Source organism: Cupriavidus sp. SW-Y-13 (genome assembly GCF_009793345.1).
Lineage (GTDB): Bacteria > Pseudomonadota > Gammaproteobacteria > Burkholderiales > Burkholderiaceae > Cupriavidus.
Genome location: NZ_WHLX01000001.1, coordinates 26,758 through 45,464 on the forward strand (window position 1 = coordinate 26,758; position 18,707 = coordinate 45,464).

The window sequence follows — 18,707 nt, forward strand, 5'->3', positions numbered from 1 at the left end:
CGATTCCCTAGATTAAGCATTCTCTACATTCAAGGCGGCACTTCGGACATCCGATAACCGTGACGTGACGACCTGCCATCAGAGCGGGCGTTACCCGTGCGTCACGATGGTGCACGGCGTTAATCACGGAGCGCCCCTTGTATTCAAACTCTTCTCTTACCCTGCCGCGGCAGGCGTCGGCTGGCGGCTTGCGCGCGCGGGCCGGCAGCTGGAGTATCGGCACGCGCCTAGCGCTGGTAGTCCTTGCCGTCCAGATTGTCGCGTTCTGCGCCTTTTCGCTGGCGCTCTCGCTGAGCAGCATGCGCCAGCTCGAAACGCAGGCGCGCGAGGCCATCACCGCCGAAAGCCAGACCCTGCGCGAGCTGGTGGCCCAGCTCGACGACACCATGTTGCAGGAGGCCGACCGCTTCCTGCTGAGCTTTGCCGCCGTACTCCCCGGACCGTATGCCGTGGACCCCGCGCAGACCATCGAGGTGGCTGGCAAGGCCACGCCCGAGTTCCGCAGCGGCGACCTTGTGCTCAACAACAGCTTCGAGATCCCGGACAAGTTCTTCGCCAACACGGGCGGCGTGGTGGCCACGGTTTTCGCGCGTACGGGCGATGACTACATCCGTGTCACCACCTCGCTGAAAAAGCAGGATGGCCAGCGCGCCATCGCCACCGTGCTCGATCGCGCCAGCCCGGCCTACGCGGCGGTGGCTGCAGGCAAGTCGTACCGCTCGCTGGCCTGGCTGTTCGGCAAGCCCTACATGAGCAAGTACGAGCCCGTGCGCGATGCCAGCGGGAAGATCGTCGGCGCGCTGTACGTGGGCGTGAACGTCGAGGCGGAACTCGCGGCGCTGAAAAACCGCATCCGTCGCAAGACGATCGGTGCCGATGGCCAGTTCATCGTGATCGACGCCAAGCCGGGCGCGGATCAGGGCAAGGTGATGGTGGACCGCTCCGGCAGCGAAGGGACTGTGCAGATCGATGCCAAGGATGCCGAGGGGAAGTCCTGGGTGCGTGACATGATCGAGGCGAAGGATGGCGACGTCATCAACACCGTGGCCATCGGCAACAACGCCGCAGTGGAGCGCCTGACCGCGTTCGCGACCTATCCCGAATGGAAGTGGCTGATTGCCGGCAGCGTGCCGACGGCCTCGCTGCGCAACGAACTCGAAGCCAGCCGCAACCTTTTCCTGGCCGGTGGACTGCTGGCTGCGCTGATGGTGTCGGCCGCGTTCTGGTGGCTGCTGCGCCGTATGGTCAGCCAGCCGCTGGCGCATGCCGCCGATGCAGCAGGGCGCCTGGCTTCCGGTGATCTCACCGCGCGGCTGGAGACCACGCGCAATGACGAGATCGGCCAGTTGATGCGTGCGATCGATGGCGTGGGGCAGGGCCTCAGTGGCATCGTCGACAAGGTGCGCGGCAGCGTGGGCGCCATTGCGGGCAGCACGAGCCAGATTGCCAGCGGCAATGCCGATCTCTCGGCGCGCACCGCATCGCAGGCGGGCAGCCTGGAGCGGACCGTGGCGAGCATCGAGGAACTCTCGGTCACGGTGAAGCAGAATGCCGACAACGCGCACGACGCGAATGCCGCCGTGGCGAGCGCCGCCGATGCGGCACGCGCCGGCGGCACCACGGTGGGCCGCGTGGTCACGACCATGGCCGACATCCATCGCAATGCGCAGCAGGTGGTGGACATCATCGGCATGATCGACGGCATCGCGTTCCAGACCAACATCCTGGCGCTCAACGCCGCCGTGGAAGCCGCGCGCGCGGGCGAGCATGGCCGTGGGTTTGCCGTGGTGGCGGGCGAGGTGCGTAGCCTGGCGCAACGCAGCGCAAACGCTGCGGGCGAGATCAAGCAGTTGATCGAGCGTACGGTGACCGATCTGAAGTCGGGCAACGAGGCCGTGCAGCAGGCGGGTACGGCCATCGACGATATGGTGCGTCGCGTGGAAGGCATTGCCGCGCTGATGGGCGATATCAGCACAGCCTCGCGCGAGCAATCGCTGGGGCTGGGGCAGGTGAGCAGCGCCGTGGCGGAGATGGATACAGTGACGCAGCAGAACGCCGCGCTCGTGGAAGAAGCCGCTGCCGCCGCCGAAAGCCTGCATCACCAGGCGCAGGAGTTGCGCCAGGCGGTGGAGGTGTTCAGGCTGGCCTGATCGTCCCGGCCAGCTTGGACGTAGCCCGCTCAGGCCACCGGGGCCGGGGCGGGCTGGGCGGGTGCCGGCGCTGGTGCTGCTTCGGGCTGGGGTTGCGGCTTCAGTCCGGGGAAGAGTTCGTCCACCAGTTCCTCGATCTTCATGTCGGGCGGAATGAAGTTGCTCAGGTTCACGCCACCCGCGCTGCGGTTGGCGTTGAAGATGGCCTTGCCCACGCGCTCGCCGTTGCGGTACACGGTGATGTCGGCGGCGGCCAGGAAGGGCGTGATGTAGTTCTGGCGCTGTGCCACGTACATCGCCGTCATCGGGCAGGATGCCATGGACGAGTTCGGCGGCAGCAGCTTCACCTCGAAGTTGCGCACGCGCAGTGCCTTGATGAAGCTTTCCACGTAGGCATTGTTGCTCACCTGGTTGGTGACCACGCAGAACAGCGAGCCATCGGCACCGACCACGCGGTTGCCATCGACACGGAACTGCGCCGGGCCGCCATAGGCACCGGGCTGGAAACCGGCAATCGGATCGACCTGATCCGCGCGATCTACCGGCAACACGCTCTGGTAGGTGGAACAGCCCGTGGCCAGCAGGGCCAGCGTGGCGGCAATCGTTACTCTCTTCATCATGGGTCCTGGATCGCGTCGGCGAGGGCGCCGGCCGCCCGGACCTGCATCCATGGCGGTTCAGGGGCGCATTGCCGGCAGCATGCCTCCGTAATGTAGGCGTGCCGGCCATGGATCAAAGCGCAGAACAGCGAGGGACTGATGCCGCAAATCGCCGCGCAACCCCCGGATCCCGAAGCGATGCCTCGATGTGATGCCTAGTTGGCGCCGCCGCGCAGCAGGCAGTCCGACAGCAGCGGCGTACCGCCCTCGCCAACCCCTGCGCCGTTGCATTCCACGGCAACCTTCTGTCCTCGGCGGACCATCGTTGCGCGCGCTTCCACCTCGCAGGCGCGGGTGCCCGGACCGCAGATCTGGTCCTTCAGCAGATCGGCTCGCACTACCACGCCGGGATTGTCGGTGCGGATTTCGAGGTACACGTGCGCGTGATCGCGCCGGATACCACTCGCCACACCATCGACGATGAGGTACTTCCCCTTGTAGCGATCATCGGCTGTGGCGGCGTCGGCGGCGTAGTCGGTAGCCAGCGCATCGGCCGGATATTGCGGCAGCAGGTCGGCAGGGCGGTTCGGATCGATACTGATCGGGTCCAGCACGCCGTTGCGCGGAATGCCGCGCGGCAAGCTGGCCGGCGGTTCGGCCGGGGTGGAGGCTGCAGCGGTATCGGTGGTGGTGTTGGTGGGGACGATTTCACCGGTGTCGTTCCCTACGAACCACAGCAGGACAAGGACAACGACAGCGACGGCGGCAACGAGGATCTGGCGGGAATTGCTCAACATCTTGGGGGCGGGCCGGACGCAACTGGCCGGGATAGGCAGGTAAGTAGGTCGCCAGTGTAGCGCGTCCTAGCCCGGTTCCGCGCCCGCCAGCAGGAACGTCCGCGCGGCGGCGAGGATCTCGTTCGACAGCGGCGTGCCCATCGTGGCGCGCGACAGCATCAGCGCTCCGGCCAGCGTGGCCATCTGTGCGACGGCTTTGCTGCGGGCCGCCGAGGTGTCATCGCCCGGCTGGATGGCGGTCAGGATCTGCAAGAGGTCTTCCACGCCATCATGGAAGGCCGCACGCACGGGCTTGTCCACGGCTTCACGCGCCACGTCGTTGGCCAGTGCCGCCACGGGGCACCCCGTGCCGGAGCTATTGCGGTTACGCGTCGAGAGATAGCCGTCGATCAGGGCGGCAAGCGCGGCATCATTGTCGGCGGCGTCGGCCACGCGCTTGCGCCAGCGCCCTTCGGCTTCCTCGAAGGCACGGGTGCAGGCGATGGCAGCCAGCGCATCCTTCGATTCGAAATGGCCGTAGAAGCCGCCGTGCGTGAGGCCGGCGGCACCCATGAGGTCCGCCACGCTGACACCGTTGAATCCCTGCTCGCGGAACAGCCGCGACGATACCTGCTCGATGACTACGCGGTTCTTCTCCGCTTCCGCTTTCGATACACGCGGCATGATGTGCTCCAGAAAGCTGTGTGGGCGATGGTCCGCCACATCGCATGACAAGTCAACGCAGCGGACTTCAAATGGAATAGACCCTCGGCAAACGATCCCGCTCCCGGTTTGCTCCCCTCTCCCATTTCATGGGAGAGGGGAGCTACCGAGGCGCAGCGCAACATCAAACGATAGTCGCCCCCTGACTCCCCAGCGCCACAAGGTATTCCTCCACCCCATACGGCGCCGCGTGCCCTTGCCCCGCCAGAAAGAAGTCACGCAGGATATCGCCCTGCTGCTCCAGCTTGTAGTCATGCAGCGCCTTGCCCGCAGTCAGTCGATAGCGATACTGGTTGAACCCCAGGAAGTGCAGCACCTGTTCGCACCCACCGCGCCACAACACATTGACCCCGCGCTGATGCTGCCAGACATGCGCCATCTCATGGATGAACAGCGCCTGCAGCCCCAACCCGGCCCGGCTGAAGTCATCGATCCCACGCAGCTTGCGCCCAAGGTAGATGTTGCCGTTCGGCGTGATGATGTAGCGACCACCCTGCCAGAAGACGAAATTGCGATGAAGGATGCGGACAGACGCGTAATCGACCGCGTCAGCAAAGATCTGATGGGCGAGGGCGATTTCGCCGGGGGTGAGGGGGCGGTTCATGACCATTGGAACGGCGTGAGTGCAAGATGCAGCATCAATGGGGTTGCGACAACAGGATGACGCTAGTGGTCGTCGCCATTCAAGCCGTTCGAGTCGAGTTGTAGTTGCTGCTGCTCTCGCTCGAGCTGCTGAATGCTCTTCTCCGGCGTTGGCAAGCTTTCAGGCATCGTGCCTCCAAGCTCCACAATCGTTTGACGGACTTTGGCTCCAACCTCAAAGTGGGTGGCGTTCGCCTGTGACTTACCGCGAACGTTGTCTCGCCTCAGCTTCTCTTCGGTCTGCGTTGCGCGAAACAAATTTGCCGCAAGCTCGGTGCTGCCCATATGGTCGAGGATTCGTTGCGTCTTCTTCAGACGCTTGGATCCGTGGATATCCTTTGCGCCAAAGCCACCATAAAGTCCGCGGTAGCCGTGGTCTTGAAAGATTGCGTAGTCGAGACCGGTTTTGACACCAGCGCTCTTTGCAGCAGCTGTCAACGCCTTGTTGTGATGGACCAATTCCCCACGCAGCATCAAACGTCGTTCATCCTCAGAGAAATTTCCAAACCTTGGCGAGTCATCCGCTAGTTCCTGCCGCCTGGTCTGGATCGCAAAGTACGTCTGCCCCTGAGCAATTGCAAGTTTGGACGGATCACCATTCTGTACGACCAGATAGCAGGCATATCTCGACAACTCGCAGTCTTCAATGGCGCGACGGGCTTTAGAACCGATGGAAACCATTTTCGTGATGTGACGAAAATGGTCTGCTGGCGTTTGACCGGATTTCTTGCACGCTTCGACGGCCTTGTCGACCACCCGGCGGAAGCTCTCCCAGTTTGCATACTCCAGGATGGGCTGGAGATCTCTGGCGTACCAGAACTCGGAATCTTCCTCGTTCGTTTGCCGGGTACTCTCGAAAGTACTGGCGGTCTTCGCGGTAGTTTGCTGGGTAGTCATGGCTTCATGGATGGCACTGTACAAAAACACAGTGTCATCCATGATGGCCCGAAGGATGTTGACCTGGACGAAGACCCCGCCGTGGTTACCGATCTGCACGGCATTGCGCCGCGCAGGTCGATACCTCACTTCCCAATACAAAACCGCGTAAAGATCGTCCCCAGCAGATCGTCGCTCGTGAACTCGCCCGTGATGCTGTTCAGGTGATCCTGCGCGAGCCGTAGTTCCTCGGCGAACAGGTCGAGCGCCTGGGCGCTTTGCTCGGCGCGTTCCACGGCGCAGTCGAGGTGGGACTGCGCGCTGCGCAGGGCGATGAGGTGGCGTTCACGGGCCAGGAAGGTGCCTTCGTTGCCGGATTGCCAGCCGATCAGGCGCAGCAGTTCGCGACGCATCAGATCGATGCCGGCACCGGTGCGTGCGGAGATCCAGATCTCGGTGGGATTGGGGCCGTTGGCGGCCACAACGTGCGGCCGGTTGCCGCCGAAGCCCATTTCGCCAGCCGATGGGGCGAGGTCGATCTTGTTGACCACGCGCACGATGGGCGAGCCCGGTGGAAGTTGGCCGCTCAGGCGATCGTCGATGTGGTCGTCGGTTTCCGAGATGCCGTGTTCGAGGTAGTCGGCAGCATCCACGAGGTGCAGCACGATATCCGCGCGACGAATGGCCTCCCACGTGCGTTCGATACCGATGCGCTCCACTTCGTCGGCAGCGTCATCGCGCAGACCGGCAGTGTCGATGATGTGCAGCGGGATGCCGTCGATCTGGATGGTCTCGCGCACACGGTCGCGCGTGGTGCCGGCGATGGGTGTGACGATGGCAAGCTCCGCGCCGGCCAGTGCGTTCAGCAGCGACGACTTGCCGACGTTCGGTTGACCCGCCAGCACCACCGACAACCCTTCGCGCAGCAACGAACCCTGGCGCGCCTGCTTCAACACGCCCGCCAGGGCTTCACGAATGCGCGTGAGTTGGCCGCGTGCATCGGAGGCTTCGAGGAAGTCGATTTCCTCTTCAGGAAAATCGAGCGTGGCTTCCACCAACATGCGCAGGTGGATGACCTTTTCCACAAGCGCGTGGATGGCGCTGGAGAACTCGCCTTCCATCGAACGCGCGGCCGAGCGGGCGGCGGCTTCGGTGCTGGCTTCGATCAGGTCGGCCACGGCTTCCGCTTGCGCCAGGTCGAGCTTGTCGTTCAGAAATGCGCGGCGCGTGAATTCGCCGGGTTCGGCCACGCGCAGGCCCACGGGTTTGCCTGCTTCGAGGCAGCGCGACAGCAGCATCTGCATGACCACCGGGCCGCCGTGGCCCTGCAGTTCAAGCACTTCCTCTCCGGTGTAGGAATTCGGCGCGGGGAAGTACAACGCCAGGCCATGGTCGATGACCTTGCCGCGTGCGTCGAGGAAGGGCAGGTAGGTGGCGTGGCGCGGTTGCAGGTTGCGGCCGCATACGGCGCGCATGATCGTGCCGACATCGGGGCCGGACACGCGTACCACGCCGATGCCGCCGCGTCCCGGTGCGGTGGCGATGGCGGCAATCGGTAGCTCGGTGAGGGTGGCAGTCATGGGCGCTATTGTCGCAGAACGTTTTGCGGATCGGAGGGGAGGGCGTCGTGAAGCGCGTCGGCGCAGCCCAGGCATTCGGCCATCAGGCGGCGCGCCACGCTCTCGTCGATCAGGTCACCCAGCGCGGATTGCCGGGCGACCAGTTTCTTGCGCAGGCGTTTGCGATAGCGGCCGGGGAGCACGTCGGATAGTGCCTCGATGGCATAGCGCAGACGCTTGTTGCCGATGCGGAGTTTGTGAACGTGATCAGTCTGGCCGTCGCGGGCGATGCGCGCCAGATCGCGAACATGGCGCCGGGCCTTGCGAATGCGGCGGGGCGCGAAGCCCTTCAAGCGCTCGTCGGATGTCTCCGAGGCGATATGAATCAGATCGCGATACAGGATAGGCAGCGGCGATTGCCGATAGTGCGCGAGCTTCTCCATCATTTCGGCGTGATCGGCCACGCGTCGCGCTTGCGCGGTCTGCACCAGCGTGGTCAACACCGGATCGTTGGGCTGCATCTCCAGCGCCGGCGCAAGGGTCTCCGCGATGAAGACATCCCAGTCGCGTACAGGTCCGGCAGCGCCGGCCATATCGTGCAGCGTACGCTTCCAGCGCGCCTTGACGTGCGCGCCAAGGACCGGCCCGAAGGCCCACGTCACGGCACGCAGGTGGCGAATGGCGACGCGTAGTTGATGTACATCTTCGATCTCGTCCCGATGCAGCAGCGCTTCGAGCCGCTTGTCGACAGCGCGCAGCCCGTGATCGCCCAGGATAACGAACGCCCGGGTGGGACGCATCTTGCGATGCAATGCTGGTTGACGGCTCATGGCGGTGTCTCTTGATCGTGACCGGCAAAGAGATTGACTGCGCAGGGGTCCGTCTAGTGTAGGCGATGGCGCACGTGGGTGGCGCATGCATCGCCCGGCGCCAACACTGAGCTATCGGGTGGCGACAATGAAGACCCGAGGGAAGGGCAGCAGTACCGTGCCGTCTGGCAGCGCCGGAAAGACTTTGGCCAGGGCCGTTTCGTATTGTCTGAGATAGGCGGCTTTCTCGGTCTCGTCGAGCGGTGCCAGGAACGGCCGCAGGCCGCTACCCTTGAACCACTCGACCACCGCCGCCGCGCCGCCCTTGAGTGGATGCTGGTAGATCGTGCGCCAGATATCCACGCGGCTGCAGTGCGGCTTCAGCAATTCGTAGTACCAGCGTTCGGAGGGCAGGGCGGTGCGCGTGCCAGCCGCCTCGGTCAGCTTGGCAGACCACGGGCCGTTCATGGCGGTTTCGCGCATCAGCAGGTGCGGCGGCTCGTTGAGATTGTCCGGCATCTGCACGGCGAGGCTGCCGCCCGGCGTCAGGCGGCTGACGAGCGAGGGAAACAGCGTGGCGTGGTCGGGCACCCACTGGAACACGGCGTTGGCCAGCATCACATCCCACGGGCCGGCGTCGTTCCATTGCGTGGCATCGGCAATATCGAAATGCAGGTCGGGCAGCCGCTTGCGGGCGGCGGCGATCATGTCGGTGTCGCTGTCCACGCCCGTGACTTCGGCATCGACAAATCGCGCGGCCAGCACCTCGGTGGAGTTGCCTGGGCCGCAGCCGATATCGACCACGCGCCGTGCATCCACCGGCGGAATGGCCGCCACCAGATCGCGCACCGGGCGGGTGCGCTCGTCCTCGAACTGTACGTATTGGCTGGCCGACCACGTCATGGCATGTCCCTTTCCGCTGCAGCGGGGTTGCTAAGTCTTATATAAGACTTGAAGCATACGCCTTGAGGCCAGCCGCGTGGCGGCGGCGATAAAAACAGACAACAAAAAACCCGGCGCGAGGCCGGGTTCTTCGAAATGCGGGGCAGAACCCCTGCGATCAGCTCTTGGCGATCGCCGCCGCCTTGCCCTTGCCGAGCATGCGGTTGATCTGCCATTGCTGGGCAATCGACAGGATGTTGTTCACCACCCAGTACAGCACGAGGCCGGCCGGGAAGAAGAAGAACATGAACGAGAACACCAGCGGCATGATCATCATGACCTTGGCCTGCACGGGATCCGGCGGAGTCGGGTTCAGCTTGGTCTGCACGAACATCGACACGGCCATCACGATCGGCAGGATGTAGAACGGATCCGGCACCGAGAGGTCATGGATCCAGCCCAGCCACGGCGCGCCGCGCATTTCCACCGACGACAGCAGCACCCAGTACAGCGCGATGAACACCGGGATCTGGATCACGATCGGCAGGCAGCCGCCGAGCGGGTTCACCTTCTCGGTACGGTACAGGGCCATCATCTCCGCGTTCATCTTCTGCGGATCGCCCTTGTAGCGTTCGCGGATCGACGTCATGCGCGGTTGCAGGTCCTTCATCTTGCCCATCGAGCGGTAGCTCGCGGCGGACAGCGGGAAGAACACCAGCTTGATCAGCACGGTCAGCGCGATGATCGACCAGCCCCAGTTGCCCAGGAAGCCGTGCAGCTTCTCCAGCAGCCAGAACAGCGGCTTGGCCAGGATGGTCAGCCAGCCATAGTCCTTCACCAGTTCCAGGCCCGGCGTGATCTGCTCGAGCATGTGCTCTTCCTGCGGACCCGCGAACAGGCGTGCCTGGGTGCTGACCGCCGCGCCCGGCGCGATCTGGCCCAGCGGCTGCTGGACACCCACGCGGTACAGGTTCGGATCGATCTGCTCGGCGTAGAAGCTGTGCTCCTTGCCGTTCTGCGGAATCCAGGCCGAGGCGAAGTAATGCTGCACCATCGCTACCCAGCCATTGTTCGTGGCGGGCGGCACGGTGGCCTTGCCCTTGGCGATGTCCTCGAAGCTGATCTTGTGGTACTTGTCGGCGTTCGTGTAGATGGCCGGGCCCGTGAACGTGCTGTAGAACTGCGACTGCTCGACCTTGCTGCCGTCGCGCGCGAGTTCCATGTACAGCGTGGGCGAGATCGGCGCCGTGCCCGAGTTGGCCACGTCGAAGCGCGTATCGATGACGTAGCTGCCCTTGTTGAAGGTGTACGTCTTCGTGAACTTCACACCGTTCTTCTCGGCCGTCAGCACGACGTCGAGCTTGTCCTGGCCGGGCGCCAGCGTGCGTGCGCCGGGAGCAGCCGCGAACACGGTGGTGTGGTTCGGCAGGTCGCCGCCGATCAGGCCCGAACGTGCCAGGTACGTACGCGTGGCATCGCGTTCGAACAGCACCACGGGCTTGCCGTCCTTCTCTTTCTCGTGCAGCAGCTCGAGGCGCGACACGATGCCGCCAGCGGTATCGATCTCCGCGCGTACCTCGTCGGTGGTCACCACGACCTTCTCGGCCGAAGGCTGTGCGGCGCCCTGCGGGGCAGCCGGCACGGCGCCTGGCGCGGAAGCGTTCGTCCCGCTGGCCTTGGGCACGTCACCCTGGGCCGCGGCGCCGCTCGCACCACCGGCCGGAGCGGCCTGCTGTTGCGTATTGGCGCTCGGGAAGAACATCGACGCGTGGCCGTTGGCGCGCTGCCAGTTGTCGTAGAGCAGCACGAGGGCCATCGAGAAGATGACCCACAGGATAGTGCGTTTGATATCCATATCTCGCTATGGTCTGGGGGAATCAGGGTCTGGGGAGCCGGACCGTGACAGGCGGACGGCCTGGCGCGGCGGATGCGCGGGGCGCCGCGTCGGCCTTCCCGTTTACTGCGGGCTCGGGCACGGGATCATACCCGCCCTTTGCGAAAGGATGGCAGCGGCAAAGCCTGCACGCAGCCATCCACGTGCCGCGCGCCGGGCCATGGCTGGCGATGGCGTCGCGGGCATAGTCGGAACACGTGGGCAGGAAGCGGCACTGCGAGCCCAGGTACGGACTCAGGGCGATCTTGTAGACGCGCAGCAGGGCAAGCAGGATTCGCTTCATGGTGATGGTCAGGCGGGGGTGGCCGGCTGGCTGGCCGGCGTGGCCGGGTCGGGCGGGGCTGCAGCCGCTGCTACCGGCAGCGGCCTGGCCGCAACATCGAGCAAGCCGCTGAGTTCGGTCAGGCAGACCCGCCGGATCGCCGTTCGGCTGGCAAAGTCCGCACGCGGAAACTTGGCCTGCAACCGTAACAAAATGTCACGGCCAGCGAATTGGTCCTGCCGGCAGCGAAACAGTTCCCGCACCATGCGCTTTACAAGGTTGCGCTCGGCGGCGCGCGGCGCGAACTTCTTGCCGACGACGATGCCGAGCCGGCCCTGCTCCAGGCCGTTGGCGCGCACATACAGCACGAAGTGCGGGCTGCGACGCCGGGGCCGCAAAGCAAAAACGGATGAAAACTCATCCGTCTTTGTGAGCCTCGCGGCTTTGGGGAAGGCATGGTCCGACACGCTGGTCAAAACTGCGGAGTCACCGGACTGCGGCACTCCTGGCCATCCTGAGAGCGAGGCGTCGGGCTGGGGCAGCAAGATCATCCGCGACAGTTGCCCGCCGCAATGCTCATCGCCCCCACCGGTCGCCCGGCCCTCAGATTGCCAGGCGCTTGCGGCCCTTGGCGCGACGTGCGTTGATCACGGCACGGCCGCCGCGGGTCTTCATGCGCACGCGGAAACCATGGGTACGCTTGCGGCGGGTAACGGAAGGTTGGTAGGTACGTTTCATGTTGCACTCTCTGGTTGATCCGGGCTTTCCGGGCGCCGGCCTATGCCGGTTCGCCTTGGCCGCCGCGTATGGTTCGCATGGGGCTGCCGCACAGCCGACGCCCGCCCATGGGGTAAGGTGGCCGCGGCTTTGCCGACGATTCTGGTTCTGTCTTGCTGCCGGCCGCCGTTGGACCTCATCGCATGGGACAAGGCGTTGACGCGATCGGGCGGCTTGCCTGAGGCCGCACATGCTTGCATGCGACGGTACTGGCCAGACCCGGCGATGCGCATACGTGATCCCCTGCGGCATCGCAGAACCCGCCATTTAACCGATTTTCGCAAAGCGTGTCAAGGCGCCGGACCGGCGGTGCCGAAAAAGCCGCCACAATGCCTCCCGGCCTGTGGGTAAACGCCGGTGCGCCATTGTCCACAATGCCTGGTGGGTAACAACGGACGGCTCCCGTATTCCTGCGGGGCGCTTCAAATGTTATCCAAGTCCTTGTTTCCCATGGATTATCTGCCGTTGGCGCCGCTTGGGCGAGGCGTGGCGGCGCAGGTTGTGCACACAAATCCACTGATTTTTCACAAGTTGTCCACAGGGTTATCCTTTGTGGATAACTTGGACAGGGGGGTACAATCCCGGTCCAAACACTACACGGGCTGCGTGGCGCACGCACAACCCGGGTCTTCCTGCCTTGGTATACCTGCCGTATACCGTTTTTTGAATGCCGTTGCCGTGCCTCGGGCACGATGGGCGGCATTTTGCTTTTCGTGGGTACACACTCCGAAGGGCGCACAAAAAAGAGGGAAGCCCCGTGGCGCGAATGCCGCCTTGTCCGTGACGTGCCAATGAAAGTCGTGGCGCGATCACTTAGAAGAACACATGCAAGATTTCTGGCAGGCGGCAGCCGCGCAGCTCGAGCGCGAACTGACGCCGCAACAGTTCAAAACCTGGATCAAGCCGTTGGCGCCGGTCGCCTTCGACGAGGAAGCGCATGCGCTGCGGATTGCCGCGCCCAACCGCTTCAAGCTCGACTGGGTCAAGAGCCAGTTTTCGGGTCGTATCACCGCGCTTGCGTGCGAATACTGGGAAACGCAGGTTAGCGTTCACTTTGTTCTGGATCCCGCTGCGTCGGGCCGTGCTGCGACTTATACGCAGCAAGCCATGGACGCCAGTGCCGCGGGCCACGCAGGAATGGGTGCGAATGCCGCGCCTTATCCCGGCATGCCCACGGGTGCTCCGGGTGGCATGCCCACCCAGCCCTATGGCCAGGCTCCGTCGCAGATGGGCGGCTATCACGAGTATGCGCCGCAGCCAGGTCCGGCCCAGGGCGGGCAGGCTCCTTACCCCGCAGGCATGCAGAACCGGGCGGCCGCGCCAACCGGTAACCCCCTGCAGGGAGGAGCCGGTGCTCCAGCGCATGACCTCGCCGATATCGACGTGGCCCAGATGGACCCGGCCGAAGCCAGTGGCCGTCCGTACCGCGGGCAGCAGCAGCCGGGCACGGTGCCTGCGCAGCCGAACGACACCGTCCATGAGCGTTCGCGCCTGAACCCGATCCTGACGTTCGACAACTTCGTCACCGGCAAGGCCAACCAGCTGGCCCGCGCGGCGGCAATCCAGGTGGCCAACAACCCGGGCAAGTCGTACAACCCGCTCTATCTCTATGGCGGCGTCGGCCTGGGCAAGACCCACTTGATCCACGCCATCGGCAATTTCATGCTGATGGAGAACCCGCGCGCGCGCATCCGCTATATCCATGCGGAACAGTACGTGTCCGACGTGGTGAAGGCTTATCAGCGAAAAGCGTTCGACGAGTTCAAGCGCTATTACCACTCGCTGGATCTGCTGCTGATCGACGACATCCAGTTTTTCTCGGGCAAGAACCGCACGCAGGAAGAGTTCTTCTATGCGTTCGAGGCGCTGATTGCGAATCGCGCACAGGTGATCATCACCAGCGATACGTATCCGAAAGAAATCACGGGCATCGACGATCGCCTGATCTCGCGATTCGATTCGGGCCTGACGGTGGCGATCGAGCCGCCCGAGCTCGAGATGCGCGTGGCCATCCTGATGAAGAAGGCCGCCGCCGAGAACGTGAGCGTGCCGGAAGAAGTGGCGTTCTTTGTTGCCAAGCACTTGCGCTCGAACGTGCGCGAGCTGGAAGGGGCGCTGCGCAAGATCCTGGCGTTCTCGAACTTCCACGGCAAGGACATCACGATCGATGTCACGCGCGAGGCGCTCAAGGACCTGCTGACCGTGCAGAACCGCCAGATCTCCGTGGAGAACATCCAGAAGACCTGCGCGGATTTCTACAACATCAAGGTCGCGGACATGTATTCGAAGAAGCGCCCCGCGAACATCGCACGGCCGCGCCAGATCGCCATGTACCTGGCCAAGGAACTGACGCAGAAGAGCCTGCCCGAGATCGGCGAGCTGTTCGGCGGACGCGATCACACCACGGTGCTGCACGCCGTGCGCAAGATTGCCGACGAGCGTAGCAAGGACGCGCAGCTCAATCACGAGCTGCACGTGCTGGAGCAGACGCTCAAGGGCTGACCGGGGGCCAATGTCGCGCGCCGTATTCGGGCGCGGCGGCGTCCCGGAACCGGAATTCCGGGCCAGCCTTGCCGGGCTGGCATACTACTGGGTGCGCGTCCGGCGGCAAACGGGCGCCAGAATAACCTTGGATTGCGGTAACTGGCCTCAGATAAGGCTTTGCGGTGAGTCGGGACGCGTTGGCGGATTGAGCCGCCTGACCGTGGCATTTTGTGCACAGCCAGGCGCCCCGCCGGACTCGGCCCGCTTCACCGCAGCGGCTTATCCTTGGTACAATGCGGCATTAACTCCTTGATTCCTTTATGAATTTGGATCCTGGAGCTGCGCCTGATTCCGCGGTCGCCGACGACAAACGACGAAGGATAATTTCAATGCAATTGGTCAAAACCTCGCGAGACAACCTGCTGCGTCCGCTGCAAATCGTGAGCGGCATCGTGGAGCGCCGCCACACCCTCCCGATCCTGGCCAACCTGCTGATCCGCAAGTCCGGCTCGAACGTTTCCTTCCTCTCCACCGATATCGAGATCCAGATCACCACGCATGCCGAGTGCGGCGTGGGGAGCGACGACGTGGCCACTACCGTTGCCGCGCGCAAGCTGCTCGACATCCTGCGCGCGATGCCCGATGGCGACGTGGCGCTGTCGCTGAACGACAAGCGCATGTCCGTGCAATCGGGCAAGAGCCGCTTCGCACTGCAGACGCTGGCCGCCGAGGAATTCCCGACCGTTGCCGAAGCCGCCGAGTTCAACGCGAGCGTGAGCCTGCCGCAGAAGACGTTCAAGCATCTGCTGGCGATGGTCCACTTTGCGATGGCGCAGCAGGACATCCGCTATTACCTGAACGGCATGCTGCTCGTGGTCGATGGCAAGAAGGTGATGGCCGTGGCCACTGACGGTCACCGTCTGGCGTACTGCGGCGTTGAGCTGGAGAACGAGGCGGCGGGCGTGGGCTCGCGCCAGGAAGTCATCATTCCGCGCAAGACGATTCTCGAACTGCAGCGCCTGCTCGAAGACAACGACGATCCCGTGCAGGTACAACTGGCCGCGAATCAGGTGAAGTTCACGTTTGCCAACGTGGAACTGATCAGCAAGCTCGTGGAAGGCAAGTTCCCGGACTTCCAGCGCGTGATCCCGAAGGGCTACAAGAATGCATTCGCGATCGACCGCGTGCAGTTGCAGCAGGCGCTGCAGCGCACGGCGATCCTGACCACGGACAAGTTCAAGGGCGTGCGCTGTATCCTCGATACGCATGTGCTCAAGATCAGTTCGACCAACGCGGACCAGGAAGAAGCGCAGGAAGAACTGGAACTCGATTATTCGGGCGATGCGCTCGATATCGGCTTCAACGTGACCTACCTGCTCGATGTGCTCGCGAACCTGAAGAGCGAGCAGGTGCAGGTCAGCCTCGGCGACTCCAATTCGAGCGCGCTGATTACCGTGCCGGAAGACGACAACTTCAAGTACGTCGTGATGCCGATGCGCATTTGATGGCCAAGACCCAGTCGCCATCCATACACAATCGGGCACACACCGCATCAGGGGCCGGATCCTCGGGATCCGCCCCTTTTGCCGTTTTCAAGTAACCCGCAAAACGCGGACTCGCCGCACCCGCTGCCGAATGGCGCAGGTCCGGCTTTATCCGCTTTTGTCGTTAGTATCGTGAGTAGGAAAACATGACCGACCAGCAGAATCCGCAGCAGGAAAACACTTACGGCGCCTCTTCGATCCAGATCCTGGAAGGCCTGGAAGCGGTGCGCAAGCGTCCCGGCATGTATATCGGCGATACGTCCGACGGCACCGGCCTGCACCACCTGGTATTCGAGGTGCTCGACAACTCGATCGACGAGGCCCTGGCGGGTTATTGCACCGAGATCCTCGTCACGATCCACAGCGACAACTCGATCTCGATCGTCGACAACGGCCGCGGCATCCCGCCGGCCGTGAAGTTCGACGACAAGCACGAACCGAAGCGCAGCGCGGCGGAAATCGCCATGACCGAGCTGCACGCGGGCGGCAAGTTCAACCAGAACAGCTACAAGGTGTCCGGCGGCCTGCACGGCGTGGGCGTGTCGTGCGTGAACGCGCTGTCCAAGTGGCTGCGCCTGACGGTGCGGCGCGACGGCCAGGTCAACCTGATCGAATTCGCCAAGGGCGAGGTGCAGAACCGCATCGTCGAGACCGTGAACGGTCCGGATGGCCAGCCCGTGGAAGTCTCGCCGATGAAGATCATCGGCGCCACCGACAAGCGTGGCACCGAAGTGCACTTCCTGGCCGATGAAGAGATCTTCACGAACGTCGAGTTCCACTATGAAGTGCTCTCGAAGCGTATCCGCGAACTCTCGTTCCTGAACAATGGCGTGCACATCAAGCTGGTGGACCAGCGCACGGGCAAGGAAGAGGATTTCGCGTTTGCCGGCGGCGTGAAGGGTTTCGTCGAGTACATCAATCGCGCCAAGACCACGCTGCACCCGAACATCTTCTACGGCAACGCCGAGAAGGATGGCATCTCGGTGGAAGTGGCGATGCAGTGGAATGATGGCTACAACGAGCAGGTGCTCTGCTTCACGAACAACATTCCGCAGCGTGACGGCGGCACCCACCTGACGGGCCTGCGCGCGGCGATGACGCGCGTGATCAACAAGTACATCGAAGAAAACGAGATCGCCAAGAAGGCCAAGGTGGAAACCAGCGGCGACGACATGCGCGAGGGCCTGGCCTGCGTGTTGTCCGTGAAGGTGCCCGAGCCGAAGTTCAGCTCGCAGACCAAGGACAAGCTGGTCTCGTCCGAAGTGCGCCTGCCGGTGGAAGAACTCGTCAGCAAGGCGCTGACCGATTTCCTGCTGGAAACGCCGAACGACGCCAAGATCATCTGCAGCAAGATCGTCGACGCGGCCCGCGCGCGCGAAGCCGCACGCAAGGCGCGTGAAATGACGCGCCGCAAGGGCGTGATGGACGGCATGGGCCTGCCGGGCAAGCTGGCCGATTGCCAGGAGAAGGACCCCGCGCAATCCGAACTGTTCCTGGTGGAGGGTGACTCCGCAGGCGGCTCGGCCAAGCAGGGCCGCGACCGCAAGTTCCAGGCAATCCTGCCGCTCAAGGGCAAGATCCTGAACGTGGAGCGCGCGCGCTTCGACAAGATGCTGTCGAGCCAGGAAGTGCTGACGCTGATCACGGCGCTGGGCACCGGCATCGGCAAGGAAGACTACAACCTCGAGAAGCTGCGCTACCACCGCATCATCATCATGACCGATGCTGACGTGGACGGTTCGCACATCCGCACGCTGCTGCTGACGTTCTTCTACCGCCAGATGCCTGACATCATCGAACGCGGCTACGTCTATATCGCGCAGCCGCCGCTGTACAAGATCAAGCACGGCAAGGACGAGCGCTATATCAAGGACGACACCGAGCTGAACGCGTACCTGCTGAAGCTGGCGATGGAGAAAGCCGCGCTGATCCGTCCGGACGGCAGCGAGATCGCCGGTGACGCACTGAGCGAACTGGCTCGCCAGTACCAGCTGACCGAAGGCGTGATCGGCCGTCTGTCGCGTATCGTCGATACCGATGCGCTGCGCGCCATCGCCGACGGCGTGACGCTCGACCTGGACAACGCCGCTGCTGCCGAGGCATCGGCTGTTGCGCTGAAGGCCAAGCTGGCCGAGATGCACGCCAAGACTCTGCTCGGCGCCGCCGTCAACGACGATGGCACCGCAGACGTCTACGCGCAGTTCGACGAGAAGACCGACAAGCACCGCCTGATGATTGCGCGCCGCCACCACGGCAATGTGCGACTGTCGCACCTGGACGCAGACTTCGTCCACGGCGCCGACTACGCCGCACTGTCCGGCGCCGCCAAGACGTTCCAGGGCCTGATCCCGGACGGCACCAAGGTCAAGCGCGGCGAAGGCGATCGCATGCGCGAACAGACCGTGGCGGATTTCCACCAGGCCATGCAATGGCTGCTGAGCGAAGCCGAACGCGGCGTCACGCGCCAGCGCTACAAGGGCCTGGGCGAAATGAACCCCGACCAGCTCTTCGAAACAACGCTCGACGTGACCCAACGCCGCCTGCTGCGCGTACAGATCGAAGACGCGATTGCAGCGGACCAGATCTTCACGACACTGATGGGAGATGAGGTTGAGCCGCGCCGGAACTTTATTGAGTCGAATGCGTTGGTGGCTCGGAATATTGATGTTTGAGGGATGTGAACTGTAGGAAATCGGAATCAGCCGTACAAGGAAGGGGCTGTTCGCTGAA

At 63.7% G+C, this 18,707-nt stretch carries 16 protein-coding genes; 4 read left to right on the forward strand and 12 right to left on the reverse strand.

The features are described 5' to 3' along the window. The first annotated feature begins 137 nt into the window (after positions 1-137). Positions 138-2,150 carry a Cache 3/Cache 2 fusion domain-containing protein gene (locus tag GA566_RS00115; protein ID WP_237379988.1) on the forward strand — a complete coding sequence of 671 codons (2,013 nt, stop codon included), beginning with the start codon at positions 138-140 and terminating at the stop codon, positions 2,148-2,150. 29 nt (positions 2,151-2,179) lie between these two features. Here GA566_RS00115 and GA566_RS00120 read toward each other — a convergent pair whose 3' ends face one another. From GA566_RS00120 to rpmH, 12 genes are all read right to left on the reverse strand, one after another. Then, the gene (locus tag GA566_RS00120) at positions 2,180-2,770 is read right to left on the reverse strand and encodes an Sbal_3080 family lipoprotein (RefSeq protein ID WP_370459247.1); all 591 of its coding nucleotides are present in this window, start codon (positions 2,768-2,770) and stop codon (positions 2,180-2,182) included. Between the two features lie 194 nt (positions 2,771-2,964). Beyond that, positions 2,965-3,546, reverse strand: a complete 582-nt coding sequence (locus tag GA566_RS00125; RefSeq protein WP_160471095.1) for a hypothetical protein — start codon at positions 3,544-3,546, stop codon at positions 2,965-2,967. A gap of 66 nt (positions 3,547-3,612) precedes the next feature. After that, positions 3,613-4,209 carry a TetR/AcrR family transcriptional regulator gene (locus tag GA566_RS00130; protein WP_160471097.1) on the reverse strand — a complete coding sequence of 199 codons (597 nt, stop codon included), beginning with the start codon at positions 4,207-4,209 and terminating at the stop codon, positions 3,613-3,615. A gap of 163 nt (positions 4,210-4,372) precedes the next feature. Then, positions 4,373-4,852: a hypothetical protein gene (locus tag GA566_RS00135; RefSeq protein WP_237379991.1), complete on the reverse strand. Its 480-nt coding sequence runs from the start codon at positions 4,850-4,852 to the stop codon at positions 4,373-4,375. Positions 4,853-4,914: 62 nt separating this feature from the next. After that, the gene (gene dinD / locus GA566_RS00140; protein WP_370459248.1) at positions 4,915-5,886 is read right to left on the reverse strand and encodes a DNA damage-inducible protein D; all 972 of its coding nucleotides are present in this window, start codon (positions 5,884-5,886) and stop codon (positions 4,915-4,917) included. A gap of 26 nt (positions 5,887-5,912) precedes the next feature. Then, on the reverse strand, positions 5,913-7,346 hold the full coding sequence (gene mnmE, locus GA566_RS00145) for a tRNA uridine-5-carboxymethylaminomethyl(34) synthesis GTPase MnmE (protein WP_137928269.1): 1,434 nt from the start codon (positions 7,344-7,346) through the stop codon (positions 5,913-5,915). A 5-nt stretch (positions 7,347-7,351) separates the two neighbouring features. Beyond that, positions 7,352-8,155, reverse strand: a complete 804-nt coding sequence (locus tag GA566_RS00150) for a CHAD domain-containing protein (protein WP_160471100.1) — start codon at positions 8,153-8,155, stop codon at positions 7,352-7,354. A gap of 111 nt (positions 8,156-8,266) precedes the next feature. Next, positions 8,267-9,037 carry a trans-aconitate 2-methyltransferase gene (gene tam, locus GA566_RS00155; RefSeq protein WP_160471102.1) on the reverse strand — a complete coding sequence of 257 codons (771 nt, stop codon included), beginning with the start codon at positions 9,035-9,037 and terminating at the stop codon, positions 8,267-8,269. A gap of 157 nt (positions 9,038-9,194) precedes the next feature. Continuing rightward, positions 9,195-10,871 (reverse strand): membrane protein insertase YidC, encoded by a 1,677-nt coding sequence (gene yidC / locus GA566_RS00160; protein WP_160471104.1) that lies wholly within the window; start codon positions 10,869-10,871, stop codon positions 9,195-9,197. Between the two features lie 22 nt (positions 10,872-10,893). Beyond that, positions 10,894-11,193: a membrane protein insertion efficiency factor YidD gene (gene yidD, locus GA566_RS00165; RefSeq protein ID WP_160471106.1), complete on the reverse strand. Its 300-nt coding sequence runs from the start codon at positions 11,191-11,193 to the stop codon at positions 10,894-10,896. A gap of 8 nt (positions 11,194-11,201) precedes the next feature. Continuing rightward, complete coding sequence (gene rnpA, locus GA566_RS00170; protein ID WP_160473184.1) at positions 11,202-11,639, reverse strand: ribonuclease P protein component; 438 nt, start codon at positions 11,637-11,639, stop codon at positions 11,202-11,204. Positions 11,640-11,775: 136 nt separating this feature from the next. After that, the gene (gene rpmH / locus GA566_RS00175; RefSeq protein ID WP_008650850.1) at positions 11,776-11,910 is read right to left on the reverse strand and encodes a 50S ribosomal protein L34; all 135 of its coding nucleotides are present in this window, start codon (positions 11,908-11,910) and stop codon (positions 11,776-11,778) included. Positions 11,911-12,774: 864 nt separating this feature from the next. Here rpmH and dnaA point away from each other — a divergent pair. The 3 genes from dnaA (at position 12,775) to gyrB (ending at position 18,649) form a co-directional block, all read left to right on the forward strand. Beyond that, the gene (gene dnaA / locus GA566_RS00180; protein ID WP_137925866.1) at positions 12,775-14,451 is read left to right on the forward strand and encodes a chromosomal replication initiator protein DnaA; all 1,677 of its coding nucleotides are present in this window, start codon (positions 12,775-12,777) and stop codon (positions 14,449-14,451) included. Between the two features lie 371 nt (positions 14,452-14,822). Continuing rightward, positions 14,823-15,938 carry a DNA polymerase III subunit beta gene (gene dnaN / locus GA566_RS00185; protein WP_137925865.1) on the forward strand — a complete coding sequence of 372 codons (1,116 nt, stop codon included), beginning with the start codon at positions 14,823-14,825 and terminating at the stop codon, positions 15,936-15,938. Positions 15,939-16,123: 185 nt separating this feature from the next. Beyond that, positions 16,124-18,649 carry a DNA topoisomerase (ATP-hydrolyzing) subunit B gene (gene gyrB / locus GA566_RS00190; RefSeq protein ID WP_160471108.1) on the forward strand — a complete coding sequence of 842 codons (2,526 nt, stop codon included), beginning with the start codon at positions 16,124-16,126 and terminating at the stop codon, positions 18,647-18,649. Positions 18,650-18,707: the final 58 nt, after the last annotated feature.

Coding starts and splice junctions, on each gene's coding strand:
- GA566_RS00120 (WP_370459247.1), bottom strand. CDS start 2,770: ATGATGAAGAGAGTAACGATTGCCGCCACGCTGGCCCTGCTGGCCACG.
- GA566_RS00125 (WP_160471095.1), bottom strand. CDS start 3,546: ATGTTGAGCAATTCCCGCCAGATCCTCGTTGCCGCCGTCGCTGTCGTT.
- GA566_RS00130 (WP_160471097.1), bottom strand. CDS start 4,209: ATGCCGCGTGTATCGAAAGCGGAAGCGGAGAAGAACCGCGTAGTCATC.
- GA566_RS00135 (WP_237379991.1), bottom strand. CDS start 4,852: ATGAACCGCCCCCTCACCCCCGGCGAAATCGCCCTCGCCCATCAGATC.
- mnmE (WP_137928269.1), bottom strand. CDS start 7,346: ATGACTGCCACCCTCACCGAGCTACCGATTGCCGCCATCGCCACCGCA.
- GA566_RS00150 (WP_160471100.1), bottom strand. CDS start 8,155: ATGAGCCGTCAACCAGCATTGCATCGCAAGATGCGTCCCACCCGGGCG.
- tam (WP_160471102.1), bottom strand. CDS start 9,037: ATGACGTGGTCGGCCAGCCAATACGTACAGTTCGAGGACGAGCGCACC.
- yidC (WP_160471104.1), bottom strand. CDS start 10,871: ATGGATATCAAACGCACTATCCTGTGGGTCATCTTCTCGATGGCCCTC.
- yidD (WP_160471106.1), bottom strand. CDS start 11,193: ATGAAGCGAATCCTGCTTGCCCTGCTGCGCGTCTACAAGATCGCCCTG.
- rpmH (WP_008650850.1), bottom strand. CDS start 11,910: ATGAAACGTACCTACCAACCTTCCGTTACCCGCCGCAAGCGTACCCAT.
- dnaA (WP_137925866.1), top strand. CDS start 12,775: ATGCAAGATTTCTGGCAGGCGGCAGCCGCGCAGCTCGAGCGCGAACTG.
- dnaN (WP_137925865.1), top strand. CDS start 14,823: ATGCAATTGGTCAAAACCTCGCGAGACAACCTGCTGCGTCCGCTGCAA.
- gyrB (WP_160471108.1), top strand. CDS start 16,124: ATGACCGACCAGCAGAATCCGCAGCAGGAAAACACTTACGGCGCCTCT.